Origin of the sequence: Pseudomonas sp. UBA6562 (assembly GCF_002434265.1) — a bacterium.
Classification (GTDB): Bacteria; Pseudomonadota; Gammaproteobacteria; order Pseudomonadales; family Pseudomonadaceae; genus Aquipseudomonas.
The window spans coordinates 402,538-415,837 of the sequence record NZ_DJJS01000008.1 but is presented as its reverse complement, the minus strand read 5'-3'; the positions used below and the strand labels follow the sequence as shown (position 1 = coordinate 415,837).

Below are 13,300 nucleotides of genomic sequence, written 5' to 3'. Positions count from 1 at the left end.
AATGTAACCCCATAGCATTCGCCCATACAAGCCAAGTGGTCTTTGGCATAGAAAGACGCTGATGAGGAACAGTCCGATGGCTGGCAAAACGCTCTACGACAAGCTCTGGGAAGCACATGAGGTCAAGCGCCGTGACGATGGTTCGTCGCTGATCTACATCGATCGCCACATCATCCATGAAGTGACTTCGCCCCAGGCCTTCGAGGGCCTGCGCCTGGCCAAGCGCCAACCCTGGCGCATCGATGCCAACATCGCCACGCCCGACCACAACGTGCCGACCACGCCAGAGCGCAAGGGCGGCATCGCGGCCATCGCCGATCAGGTCTCGCGTCTGCAAGTGCAGACTCTCGATGAGAACTGCGACGAATACGGCATCGTCGAATTCAAGATGAACGATGAGCGCCAAGGCATCGTCCACGTCATCAGCCCCGAACAGGGCGCCACCTTGCCCGGCATGACCGTGGTCTGCGGCGACTCGCACACCTCCACCCATGGCGCCTTCGGCGCGCTGGCCCACGGTATCGGCACCTCCGAAGTCGAGCACGTGCTGGCCACCCAGTGCCTGGTGGCCAAGAAAATGAAAAACATGCTGGTGCGCGTCGAAGGCCAGTTGCCGGTCGGCGTCACCGCCAAGGACATCGTGCTCGCCGTGATCGGCGAGATCGGCACGGCGGGCGGCAACGGTCACGCCATGGAGTTCGCCGGCAGCGCCATCCGCGATCTGTCGATGGAAGGGCGCATGACCATCTGCAACATGTCGATCGAAGCCGGTGCCCGGGTTGGCCTGGTCGCCGTCGACGACACCACCGTCGACTATGTCGAAGGCCGCCCCTATGCGCCCAAGGGCGAGCAGTGGCCGTTGGCCGTTGCCGCCTGGAAGGGCCTGGTGTCCGACGCCGACGCCGTGTTCGACACCGTGGTCGAACTGGACGCCACGCAGATCAAACCGCAGGTCAGCTGGGGCACCTCGCCGGAGATGGTCCTGGCCGTCGACCAACGCGTGCCGGACCCTGCCGCCGAGCCCGATCTGGTCAAGCGCGGTTCCATCGAGCGCGCGCTGCGCTACATGGGCCTGAGCGCCAACCAGGCGATCACTGACATCAAGCTCGATCGCGTGTTCATCGGCTCATGCACCAACTCGCGCATCGAAGACCTGCGTGCTGCTGCGGCCATCGCCAAGGGGCGCAAAGTGGCCGCCAACGTCAAGCAGGCGTTGGTGGTGCCAGGCTCGGGCCTGGTCAAGGCCCAGGCCGAGCGCGAAGGGCTGGACAAGATCTTCGTCGAAGCGGGCTTCGAATGGCGTGAGCCAGGTTGCTCGATGTGCCTGGCGATGAACCCGGACCGCCTGGAAAGTGGCGAGCATTGCGCGTCCACCTCCAACCGCAACTTCGAAGGCCGGCAGGGCGCCGGTGGCCGTACCCATCTGGTCAGCCCGGCGATGGCCGCCGCTGCGGCCGTGACCGGCCACTTCATCGATGTCCGCGAGTTGATCCAAGGGAGCGCAGCATGAAAGCCTTTACCCAGCACACCGGTTTGGTCGCGCCCTTGGACCGCGCCAACGTCGACACCGACCAGATCATCCCCAAGCAGTTTCTCAAGTCGATCAAGCGCACCGGGTTTGGTCCGAACCTGTTCGACGAGTGGCGCTACCTCGACGTGGGCCAGCCTTACCAAGACAACAGCAAGCGCCCGTTGAACACCGAGTTCGTTCTCAACCACGCACGCTACCAAGGCGCCAGCGTCTTGCTCGCGCGCGAGAACTTCGGCTGCGGTTCCAGCCGCGAGCACGCGCCTTGGGCGTTGGACGAATACGGTTTCCGCAGCGTGATCGCGCCGAGCTTCGCCGACATCTTCTACAACAACAGCTTCAAGAATGGCCTGTTGCCGATCATCCTCAGCGACGAGGAGGTCGATGAGCTGTTCAAGCAAGTCGAGGCCACCCCTGGCTATCAATTGGTGGTCGACCTGCAGGCTCAGGCCGTAACCCGTCCCGATGGCAAAGTGTTGCATTTCGAGATCGACGCCTTCCGCAAGCACTGCCTGCTCAACGGCCTGGACGACATCGGCCTGACCTTGCAGGAAAGCGAGTCGATCAAGGCTTTCGAGCGCGAACACCGCGCCAGCCAGCCTTGGCTGTTCCGCGACGCATGAAGTTCACAAGGCTGCGGGAACACACCTGACGTGTACCACAGCCAGGCGTCACGCCATGCCCCGGCCCAAGCATTGCGTGCGTTGGGTCCGGCGCTACGGCAGTATCAGCAGATTAACGGCGATGATCCGCCCAGCACTTGAAGTGCTGGGCGGCAGCCACGCAACATCAGGTTTTTTCGGCGCGGCCACCTGCGCCGCCCCGATCCAAGGCATAGAGGAACGCATGAGCAAGCAGATTCTGATTCTCCCAGGTGATGGCATCGGCCCGGAAATCATGGCCGAGGCCGTCAAGGTGCTGGACGTCGCCAATGACAAATTCCAGCTGGGCTTCGCCCTCGAGCACGACGTCATCGGTGGCGCGGCCATCGACAAGCACGGCGTGCCGCTGGCCGACGAAACCTTGGAGCGGGCGCGTCAAGCCGATGCGGTGTTGCTGGGCGCGGTCGGCGGGCCGAAATGGGACAAGATCGAGCGTGACATCCGCCCCGAGCGCGGTCTGCTGAAGATCCGTGCGCAGCTCGGTCTGTTCGCCAACCTGCGCCCGGCGATCCTCTATCCGCAACTGGCCGACGCTTCGTCGCTCAAGCCCGAGATCGTTTCGGGGCTCGACATCCTCATCGTGCGCGAGCTCACCGGCGGCATCTACTTCGGCGCGCCGCGCGGCCAGCGCGAGCTCGAAGGCGGCGAACGCCAGGCCTACGACACCCTGCCATACAGTGAAGGCGAGATCCGCCGCATCGCCCGCGTCGGCTTCGACATGGCCCGCGTGCGCGGCAAGAAGCTGTGCTCGGTCGACAAGGCCAACGTCCTGGCTTCCAGCCAACTGTGGCGCGAAGTGGTGGAGGAGGTGGCCAAGGACTACCCGGATGTCGAACTCAGCCACATGTACGTCGATAACGCCGCCATGCAACTGGTGCGCGCGCCCAAGCAGTTCGACGTGATGGTCACCGACAACATGTTCGGCGACATCCTTTCCGACGAAGCCTCGATGCTCACCGGCTCCATCGGCATGCTGCCCTCGGCCTCGCTCGACGCCCACAACAAGGGCATGTACGAACCCTGCCATGGCTCGGCACCGGACATCGCCGGCCAGGGTATCGCCAACCCACTGGCGACCATCCTGTCGGTATCGATGATGCTGCGTTACAGCTTCGAGCAGACCCAGGCCGCCGACGCCATCGAACAGGCCGTCAGCCAGGTGCTGGACCAGGGGCTGCGCACCGGCGACATCTTCTCCGAAGGCAGCCGCAAGGTTGGCACCCGAGAAATGGGCGATGCAGTAGTCGCGGCCCTGCGGAATCTGTAATCTCTCTGGCCCGCCACCTCTTCCCTGTCGGTGGCGGCCCACTTTTAGCAAAGGTGTAGTTGCGATGAAACGTGTTGGTCTGATCGGTTGGCGTGGAATGGTCGGTTCCGTGCTCATGCAGCGGATGCTCGAAGAACAGGATTTCGATCTGATCGAACCGGTCTTCTTCACCACTTCCAACGTGGGTGGCCAAAGCCCCAACGTCGGCAAGGAAACCGCCCCGCTCAAGGATGCCTACAGCATCGACGAGCTCAAGACCCTCGACGTCATTCTGACCTGCCAGGGCGGCGACTACACCAACGAAGTGTTCCCCAAGCTGCGTGAAGCCGGCTGGCAGGGTTACTGGATCGATGCCGCCTCGTCGCTGCGCATGCAGGATGACGCGGTGATCGTGCTCGACCCGGTCAACCGCAAGGTCATCGACCACCAGCTCGACATCGGCACCAAGAACTACATCGGTGGCAACTGCACCGTCAGCCTGATGCTGATGGGCCTGGGTGGCCTGTTCGAAGCAGGGCTGGTCGAGTGGATGACCGCCATGACCTACCAGGCGGCCTCCGGCGCTGGCGCGCAGAACATGCGCGAGCTGATCCGGCAGATGGGCTCGACCCACGCCACGGTCGCCGACGACCTGGCCAATCCGGCCAGCGCCATCCTCGACATCGACCGCAAGGTCGCCGAAGCGATGCGTAGCGATGCCTATCCAACGGAAAACTTCGGTGTGCCGCTCGCCGGCAGCCTGATCCCCTGGATCGACAAGGAGCTGCCCAACGGGCAGAGCCGCGAGGAATGGAAAGCCCAGGCCGAAACCAACAAGATCCTGGGTCGTTTCAAGAACCCGATCCCGGTGGACGGAATCTGTGTGCGCATCGGCGCCATGCGTTGCCACAGCCAGGCCTTGACCATCAAGCTGAACAAGGACGTGCCGCTGGCCGATATCGAAGGCATGATCAGCCAGCACAACCCCTGGGTGAAGCTGGTGCCCAACCACCGCGACATCAGCATGCAGGAGCTTTCGCCGACTCAGGTCACCGGCACGCTGAACGTCCCGGTAGGGCGCTTGCGCAAACTGAACATGGGTTCGCATTACCTGGGCGCCTTCACCGTAGGCGACCAACTGCTGTGGGGTGCCGCCGAGCCACTGCGGCGCATGCTGCGTATCCTGCTGGAGCGTTGATCGAACCGCTTCGCGTCGTAGGGAAAGCCCGTTCTGGCCAGCGCCAGAGCGGGCTTTTTCGTTATGGCCGGCGCCGGGTCGCGTCACAGGGCGGGGCCTTGCCTTGGCTAGGCTTGGCCAATGCGGGTACAGTGCCGCTCCCGTTTCGCCAGAGGCCAGGCCTGCATGAACCCCGCTTTCAACATTGCCGTCGTCGGCGCCACCGGCAGCGTCGGTGAAACCCTTGTACAAATTCTCGAAGAGCTGGCCTTTCCGGTCGCGACGCTGCATTTACTGGCCAGCATGGAGTCGGCCGGTAGCAGTGTGATGTTCGCCGGCAAGAAGCTGCGCGTGCGCGAGGTCGACAGTTTCGACTTCAGCCAGGTGCGCCTGGTGTTCTTCGCCGCTGGCGCGGCCGTGAGCCGCAGCTTCGCCGACAAGGCTCGGCAGGCGGGTTGTGCGGTGATCGACCTGTCCGGCGCGCTGACCGATGCCGTGCCCGTGGTGCCCGAAGCCAATGCACAGGTGCTGGCCGAAATGCCCCAGCCGGCGTGGATCACCAGCCCCAGCGCCGCGGCCGTGGCCCTGGCCGTAGCCTTGGCCCCGCTCAGGCAGCAACTGGATATCGAGCGCCTGCAAGTTACGGCGTGCGTGGCGGTGTCGGCCCAAGGCCGCGAGGCGGTCAACGAGCTGGCGCGGCAAACGGCCGAACTGCTCAATGCCCGCCCACTGGAGCCGAAGTTCTTCGACCGGCAAGTGGCTTTCAACGTACTGGCGCGCGTCGGCACCGAAGACGGGCAGGGCCATACCGTGCTCGAGCAGCGCTTGGTCAGTGAGCTGCGCGTGCTGCTCGGCCTGCCATCACTGAAGATATCGGTCACCTGCATTCAAGTCCCGGTGTTCTTCGGCGATAGCTACAGTGTCAGCGTGCAGAGTCGCCGACCGGTCGATTTGCCTGCCGTGCTCGCCGAACTCGACGGCGCGACCAGCATCGAACGGGTCGAAGCCGACGACTATCCCACCCCGGTGGGCGACGCGGTGGGGCAAGACGTGGTCTATGTTGGACGGGTACGCCATGGAATCGACGAGGCTGAACAGCTCAACCTGTGGCTGACCACGGACAACGTGCGCAAGGGCGCAGCGTTGAATGCCGTGCAGGTGGCGCAATTGTTGATTAAACACATGCTGTAAAAGATACTGGATCGCTATTTTGCCTCGAGACCGCGCGGGTTTCGGGACGATTCTTACAAGGACAGGGTCATGCTTCGATTTCGCAAACGGTTACTCGCCATCGCGGCAGCTTCGGCATTGTCGTCGGGTGCGGCCAACGCCCTGGTACTGGGTGAGTTGACCCTGAACTCGGCGCAGAACCAGCCGCTGGACGCCGAGATCGAGTTGCTCGACGTCCGCGATACCACGGCCGCCGAAATCGTCCCGACCCTGGCGCCGCCCGAAGACTTCAACAAAGCCGGCGTGGCCTACCCTGATTACTTGCAGAATCTGGTATTCACGCCGGTCATCACGCCCAATGGCCGCAGCATTGTGCGAGTGACTTCGACCCAGCCGCTGCCAGCACCGGTGGTACGTTTCCTGGTTCAGGTCATGTGGCCTCAAGGCCGCTTGCTGCGCGACTACAACCTGCCGCTGAACCGACCCACCGCCGAGCGGCCCAAGGCTGACGCCGCCATCGCGCCGGCGCAGAGCCAGGCAGCCAACTACACCACCAAGCGCCGTGACACCTTGTGGCAGATCGCCGCGCGCAACAGCAACGGCGGCTCGATCCAGCAGGCCATGGTGGCCATCCAGGCGCTGAACCCCGACGCGTTCATCGGCAACAACATCAACCAGCTCAAGACCGGCCAGGTGTTGCGCCTGCCCGATCGGCAGCAGATCCAGAGCATCCCGCAAAACGAGGCGGTGGCCGAAGTGGCCGAGCAGTACGCCGCATGGCGTGAAGGTCGTCGCCTGGGACCGCGTGCGCGTCAGTTGGACGCTACCCGCCGCGGCGAGGCCCAGGCGACGCCAGAGCGCATCGCCCAGGGCGACAACCTGCGCCTGGTCTCGCCGGGCAACCAGCCTGACGGTGCCAAGACTGAAGCGCTCAGCGATCAGTTGGCCGTGGCGCAGGAAAGCCTCGACACCAGCCGCCGCGACAACGAAGAACTCAAAAGCCGCATGGGCGATCTGCAGAGCCAGTTGGACAAGTTGGAAAAGCTGATCGCGCTGAAGAACGACCAACTGGCGCGGCTCGAAGCGCAGGGCGCTGCCCCGGCGGTCGACCCTGCCCAGACCACGGTGCAAACACAGGCTGCGGCACCCGGTCAGGTCGCTCCGGTGGTGGCCGACCCAGCGCCCATCGCGCCAGTGGTCGAACCGGCGCCGGCCGCAGTCGATACCACGCCGGCCGCCGAACAACCCGCTACCGTGGGCGAGGAGCCGGCCCGTGGCGACACACTCGACCAATTGCTCGGCAATCCGCTGTTGCTCGGGCTGATCGCAGGCTCGCTGTTCCTGGTGCTGCTCTTGCTGGTGCTGTTGCTGCTGCGCAAACGCAAGGCCGATCAGGAAGCCGAGAAACACCTGCGCATGGCGCGTGCATTGGAGGAGGAGGGGCCGCGCGATCCCGATTTCGACATGCCGCTGGACGACGATGCGCTCCACGCCCCTACCGTCACGCTGTCACCGGCCGTGGTGGCGGCTTCGGCTGCCGCAGCATCGGCCGATGCCGCGCCTGCCGCCGAACCGGACCCGGTGGGCCAGACCATCGCCCAGGCACGCCAGCACCTCAGGGCCGGTCAGCTCAACCAGGCTGCGCAGTTGCTCGAACCGCTGGTGCAGTACTATCCGCGACGCAGCGAAGCTCGCCTGGTGTTGATGGAGGTCTACGCCCGGCAAGGCGACCAGGACGCTTTCTCGGGTCAGGAGCAACTGCTGCCCAAAGACGGGCGCCACCGCGCCGAAGTCGACGACCTGAAAGCGCGCTACCCGGCCATGTTGGCACTGGCGACGGGCTTGAGCGCGGCGGCCCTGGCGGCCGAAATGGACCAGCAGTACGTCCAGCAACTGCTGCATGAGCAAGCCGAGGCGGCAGCGGCCCAAGCGCCTGTCGCGGCGGCTCGAACCAATACCGAGCCGGGCCAAGACGCATCGCGGGATTCGAATCCCGCAGACGCCGCAGCACCAGGCGATGACTTCGACCTGAGTCTGGACAAGCCTGCAACCCCCGCCAGCAGCGCCACGGCTGTCGACACTCGCCTGGACGAGGTCGAGCCGATCGCCGACTTCGGGCCGGCGCTGGGCGCGGCAGCCGTGCCTGCTGCCGCACAGGCCGACGCGCAAGCCGATGACGATTTCGAAACCCTATTGGCCCAGGCGCAACTCGAAGCCTTGGCGCCCGTCGCCGATAAGGGGCCACGCGCCGATGACCCGCTGGCCGTGGACGATTTTGCCGACTTCGATTTGAGCGATACCGATTCGACCGATCTGGCCAATGCTTCGCCCGTGGCACAAACGCCGGCTGCCGCCACCGAGCCAGTTGCCGACCTGTCCGACGATTTCGATCTGTCGCTGTCGCTGGACGACGATTCGCCGGCGGCACGCAACTTCGCTTCGGAAGTCGACGACGTCAATGCCGAGTTGGACAAGCTGTCCCAGGATCTCGAGTCGCCGCCGCTGGACACGGGCGCCGTACAAGCCGCCGATCCGGTCGACGACCTCGACTTCGACTTCTTCTCCGGCACCGACGAAGTGACCACCAAGCTCGACCTGGCCCGTGCCTATGTCGACATGGGTGACCACCAAGGCGCGCGCGACATTCTCGACGAAGTGGTCAAGGACGGTGACGAAGGGCAGCGCAAGGAGGCTCAAGAGCTGCTCGGTCGCTTGGTCTGATCGGTTCGAGCCAAAGCCGGTGAGCCTGCACATGGGCACCGGCACTGCGCCGATCCGGCCGGCAATCGTTTCCCTTGTGCGTGTCGCTGATATAATCCGGCCCTCGTTTGATCCACAGGTCTGGTTTTCTTGAACAACTTCGACAATGACGCGGCCGAATCAGCAGCCGAAGGTTTGACCCGCATCGCCCTGGGCGTGGAATACAAAGGCTCGCGCTACCGCGGCTGGCAACGTCAGGCCAGCGGTGTCGCCAGCGTCCAGCAAGCGCTGGAAAAGGCCTTGTCAAAGGTGGCTGACGAACCGATCAGCGTCTTGTGCGCAGGGCGTACCGACGCCGGCGTGCATGGTTGCGGACAGGTCGTGCATTTCGATACCCGGGCCGTTCGCGACGAGCGCGCCTGGACCATGGGCACCAATTTCAATTTGCCCCACGACATCAGCGTCAGCTGGGCGCAGGCGATGCCCGCCGATTTCCATGCCCGCTTCAAAGCGACCGCGCGGCGCTACCGGTATGTCATCTACAACGACCCCATCCGCCCGGCGCACCTGGCCGAAGAGGTCACCTGGAACCACCGCCCGCTGGATGTGCAGCGCATGGCCGAAGCGGCCGAGCATCTGCTGGGCACCCACGATTTCAGCGCCTTTCGCGCCAGCCAATGCCAGGCCAAATCCCCGATCAAACACATTCACCATCTGCGCGTCACCCGCCATGGGCGCATGATCGTGCTCGACGTGCGCGCCACGGCGTTCCTGCATCACATGGTGCGCAACATCGCCGGCGTGCTGATGACCATCGGTGCGGGCGAACGACCCGTGGCCTGGGCACGCGAGGTGTTGGAGGGGCGCGATCGGCGCCATGGCGGCGTGACTGCGCATCCTTATGGGTTGTATCTGGTGCAGGTGGAGTATCCCGAACAGTACGCCTTGCCGCAGCGTTACATCGGCCCACACTTTTTGACCGGCTACGAAGCGCTGCTCGACTGACGTGCCGGCCTCGCTTTGTTAATATCCGCCCCCTCATTTGCCAAGGGTTCGCAGCATATGAACAACGTTCGCAGCAAGATCTGTGGAATCACTCGAGTCGAAGATGCGCTGGCCGCAGCGCGCGCCGGTGCCGACGCCATCGGTCTGGTGTTCTACGCCAAGAGCCCGCGGGCGGTGAACGTTCAACAGGCTCGGGCCATCGTTCAGGCATTGCCGCCCTTCGTGACCACGGTCGGCCTGTTCGTCGACGCCTCGCGCTGTGAGGTGGGCGAGATCCTCGATGCGGTGCCACTCGACTTGTTGCAGTTCCATGGCGACGAGACGCCCGCGCAATGCGAAGGCCATGGTCGGCCATGGATGAAGGCATTGCGGGTACGTCCGGGCGACGATCTCGAGGCAGCGTGCCAGCAGTACGCCGGCGCCAGCGCTTTGTTGCTCGATGCCTATGTGGCTGGCGTGCCGGGCGGCACCGGGCAGTCCTTCGACTGGTCGTTGATTCCGGCCCGGTTGAGCAAACCGGTGGTCCTGGCGGGCGGCCTGTCGCCTGACAACGTCGCCGAGGCCATCGCCCGGGTCAAACCCTGGGCGGTCGACGTCAGCGGCGGGGTAGAGCAGGCCAAGGGCATCAAGGATGCGCAGAAGATCGACGCGTTCCTGCGTGCAGTGCGCAGGGCGTGAGCGCGAATGTGACGGGGCGCGTGGCGTCATCGTCCATAGCATTCGCGGCCGTGGGCGGCCTGGCGATGTTCGGGCGCCCCGGCACGGCACGTACGCGTGTCGGTCAATCTATTGAAGTGCAGTGGCCTTGGGCGACTGCATGTTTGTCACGATGATTTTTGAGTTCAAGGGCGGCGCGGCCAGGCAACAACGGGTCGCTGCCATCCACTACTGGAGAAACAAAGCATGAGCAACTGGTTGGTAGACAAACTGATCCCATCGATCATGCGTTCGGAGGTCAAGAAGAGTTCGGTGCCCGAAGGCCTGTGGCACAAATGCCCGTCCTGCGAAGCCGTGCTGTATCGTCCGGAGCTGGAAAAGACCCTCGACGTCTGCCCCAAGTGCAACCACCACATGCGCATCGGCGCACGCGCGCGCATCGACATCTTCCTCGACGCCGAAGGCCGTGCCGAGCTGGGTGCGGAACTGGAGCCGGTCGACCGTCTGAAATTCCGTGACGGCAAGAAATACAAGGACCGCCTGACCGCCGCGCAGAAACAGACCGGCGAGCACGACGCGCTGATCTCCATGAGCGGCACGCTCATGGGCCTGCCCATCGTGGTCAGCGCCTTCGAGTTCTCCTTCATGGGCGGTTCGATGGGCGCAGTGGTCGGTGAGCGCTTCGTGCGCGCAGCCAACTACGCCCTCGAGCACCGCTGCCCAATGGTCTGCTTCTCGGCCTCCGGCGGCGCGCGCATGCAGGAAGCCCTGATTTCCCTGATGCAAATGGCCAAGACCTCGGCCGCCCTGGCGCGTCTGCGCGAGGAAGGCATCCCGTTCATTTCCGTGCTGACCGACCCGGTCTACGGCGGCGTCTCGGCCTCCCTGGCGATGCTGGGCGACGTCATCGTCGGCGAACCCAAGGCCCTGATCGGCTTCGCCGGCCCGCGCGTGATCGAGCAGACCGTGCGTGAAAAGCTGCCCGAAGGCTTCCAGCGTTCGGAGTTCCTGCTGGAGCACGGCGCCATCGATCTGATCGTCTCGCGCCAGGAACTGCGTCCGCGCCTGGCCCGCCTGCTGGCACAGATGACCGGCCAGGAAACGCCCGAGCAAGCACGGGAAGTGGCTGCGGTCGCGTGATGAACCCTAGCACCCTGGGCGAATGGCTCGCCTACCTCGAACAACTGCACCCCTCGGCCATCGACATGGGGCTGGAGCGCTCGCGGCAAGTGCTGGAGCGTTTGCAGCTGGGCCCGTTGGCGCCGCGCGTGGTGACGGTCACCGGCACCAACGGCAAAGGTTCGACCTGTGCGTTCATCGCTGCCTTGCTCAAGGCCCAGGGGCTGCGGGTCGGCGTCTACAGCTCGCCGCACCTGCTGCGCTACAACGAGCGGGTGCGCATCGACGAGGCGGATGTCGACGACGCACAGTTGTGCCAGGCCTTCGCTGCGGTCGAAGCGGCGCGTGGCGACATCACGTTGACCTATTTCGAGATGGGTACGCTGGCGGCCTTCTGGCTGTTCAGCCGCTCGTCTCTGGACGCCGTGGTGTTGGAGGTCGGCCTCGGCGGTCGGCTGGATGCGGTCAACCTGGTCGATGCCGATCTGGCGGTCGTCACCAGTATCGGTGTCGACCACATCGAGTACTTGGGCGACAGTCGCGAATCGGTGGCTTTCGAGAAGGCCGGTATCATGCGTCGCGGCAAGCCCGCGTTGTGCGGCGACCTCGATCCGCCCCAGCCGCTGCTGGACAAGGCCGGTGAATTGGCGTGTCCACTGTCGTTGCGCGGTCGCGAGTTCGACCTGAACATCGATGGCCAGCAGTGGCATTGGCGCGGTCTGGATGCAGGTGGCCAGCCCCTTGCACTGCACGATCTGCCACTGCTCGATCTGCCGATGGACAACGCCGCGTTGGCACTGCAAGCCTATGCCTTGATGGATCTGCCGTGGCAGCCCGAGCGTATTGCCCAGGCATTGCGTCGAACTCGAGTGGTCGGTCGCCTCGACCGGCGCGTCGTGCGCTATCAGGGCAAGTCCGTCGAAGTGCTGCTCGATGTGGGCCACAACCCGCATGCGGCGCATTACCTGGCCGCGCGCCTGGCGCAACGACCGGTGCTCGGCAAGCGTCGCGCGGTGTTCGGCCTGTTGGCCGACAAAGACCTGGCCGGGGTCGTCGAACCGCTGTTGCGGCAGGTCGACGAATGGGCCGTGACACCCTTGCTCACGCCGCGCAGCCGTCCGGCTGCGGAGCTTGCCGATGCCCTGACGAACCTTGGCGCGGCGGTGAAGTCTTACCCCAGCGTCGACGCTGCTCTGAATGAGCAGTGCGCGCTGGCAACCGCGGACGACCAGATTCTGCTGTTCGGATCGTTCTTCTGTGTTGCCCAGGCGCTCGAATGGCTCGAGCGGCAGGTTCCGGAGAAGGAGTAGATGACAGTGCTGGATAAAGGGGTCAAGCAGCGCATCGTCGGTGCGCTGGTACTGGTGGCGCTGGCGGTCGTGTTCCTACCGATGCTGTTCACCCGGCAGGACGAGGTGCGTCAGGTCCATGTCGAGGCGCCTCAGGCGCCGGCTGCGCCGAAAGTGGCCGATGTGCAGGTGGAACAGGTGGCGGTGCCCGAACCGCAGGCATTGCCTGAGAAGACGATGCAAGCGCCGGTCGTGGTCAACGAGTCGAACGCGCCGGTGACCACGCCACGTCAGCCGATCACGCCGTCGCCGCAGGTCCAGTCGCAGACGCCTGTCGCCAAGCCCGTGCCGACGCCCGAGCCTGCCCGTCAGGCGAGCGCCCTACCTGCCGCGAAAACGGAGGCGACGGCCAAGGTCGATGCCAATGGCCTGCCGGCGAGCTGGTCGATTCAGTTGGCGAGCCTGTCCAGTCGTCCGGGGGCCGACAAGTTGCAGGCCACCTTGCGCAGTCAGGGCTACAACGCTTACATCCGCAGCGCCGATGGTCTGAATCGAGTGTTCGTAGGGCCGGTGATCGAACGTGCCGAGGCCGAGCGGCTGCGCGATGTGATCAATCGTCAGCACAGCCTCAAGGGCTTGATCGTACGTTTTCAGCCCGAACGCGGCTGATTCGCGACGGCACGCCGCCAGTTGTCCAGCTCGCCTGGACGACGGGCGGTCCCGCCTGCCGTCGACTGACTTTCCGCT

Annotated in this window: 11 protein-coding genes; all 11 read left to right on the top strand. The window is 64.7% G+C overall.

Annotation, left to right across the window (positions count from 1 at the left end; genetic code table 11):
- The first annotated feature begins 76 nt into the window (after window positions 1-76).
- Entirely contained in the window at window positions 77-1,510 is a 1,434-nt protein-coding gene (leuC, locus tag B4M43_RS17525) for a 3-isopropylmalate dehydratase large subunit (protein ID WP_296268735.1), read from the top strand.
- Entirely contained in the window at window positions 1,507-2,151 is a 645-nt protein-coding gene (leuD, locus tag B4M43_RS17520; protein WP_296268734.1) for a 3-isopropylmalate dehydratase small subunit, read from the top strand. Before leuC ends, leuD begins: the two co-directional genes overlap by 4 nt.
- Before the next feature lie 223 nt (window positions 2,152-2,374).
- The gene (gene leuB, locus B4M43_RS17515; protein ID WP_296268733.1) at window positions 2,375-3,457 is read left to right on the top strand and encodes a 3-isopropylmalate dehydrogenase; all 1,083 of its coding nucleotides are present in this window, start codon (window positions 2,375-2,377) and stop codon (window positions 3,455-3,457) included.
- Window positions 3,458-3,521: 64 nt separating this feature from the next.
- A complete protein-coding gene (gene asd, locus B4M43_RS17510; RefSeq protein WP_296268732.1) occupies window positions 3,522-4,634 on the top strand; it encodes an aspartate-semialdehyde dehydrogenase in 1,113 nt (370 codons plus the stop codon).
- A 165-nt stretch (window positions 4,635-4,799) separates the two neighbouring features.
- Window positions 4,800-5,804 (top strand): aspartate-semialdehyde dehydrogenase, encoded by a 1,005-nt coding sequence (locus tag B4M43_RS17505; RefSeq protein WP_296268731.1) that lies wholly within the window; start codon window positions 4,800-4,802, stop codon window positions 5,802-5,804.
- 69 nt (window positions 5,805-5,873) lie between these two features.
- Window positions 5,874-8,504 carry a FimV/HubP family polar landmark protein gene (locus tag B4M43_RS17500; protein ID WP_296268730.1) on the top strand — a complete coding sequence of 877 codons (2,631 nt, stop codon included), beginning with the start codon at window positions 5,874-5,876 and terminating at the stop codon, window positions 8,502-8,504.
- 129 nt (window positions 8,505-8,633) lie between these two features.
- Complete coding sequence (gene truA, locus B4M43_RS17495; RefSeq protein WP_296268729.1) at window positions 8,634-9,488, top strand: tRNA pseudouridine(38-40) synthase TruA; 855 nt, start codon at window positions 8,634-8,636, stop codon at window positions 9,486-9,488.
- Window positions 9,489-9,545: 57 nt separating this feature from the next.
- The gene (locus B4M43_RS17490; RefSeq protein WP_296268728.1) at window positions 9,546-10,166 is read left to right on the top strand and encodes a phosphoribosylanthranilate isomerase; all 621 of its coding nucleotides are present in this window, start codon (window positions 9,546-9,548) and stop codon (window positions 10,164-10,166) included.
- A 225-nt stretch (window positions 10,167-10,391) separates the two neighbouring features.
- On the top strand, window positions 10,392-11,285 hold the full coding sequence (accD, locus tag B4M43_RS17485; protein WP_296268727.1) for an acetyl-CoA carboxylase, carboxyltransferase subunit beta: 894 nt from the start codon (window positions 10,392-10,394) through the stop codon (window positions 11,283-11,285).
- Window positions 11,285-12,574 carry a bifunctional tetrahydrofolate synthase/dihydrofolate synthase gene (gene folC, locus B4M43_RS17480; protein ID WP_296268726.1) on the top strand — a complete coding sequence of 430 codons (1,290 nt, stop codon included), beginning with the start codon at window positions 11,285-11,287 and terminating at the stop codon, window positions 12,572-12,574. Before accD ends, folC begins: the two co-directional genes overlap by 1 nt.
- A complete protein-coding gene (locus B4M43_RS17475) occupies window positions 12,575-13,222 on the top strand; it encodes an SPOR domain-containing protein (RefSeq protein WP_296268725.1) in 648 nt (215 codons plus the stop codon).
- Window positions 13,223-13,300 lie beyond the last annotated feature (78 nt).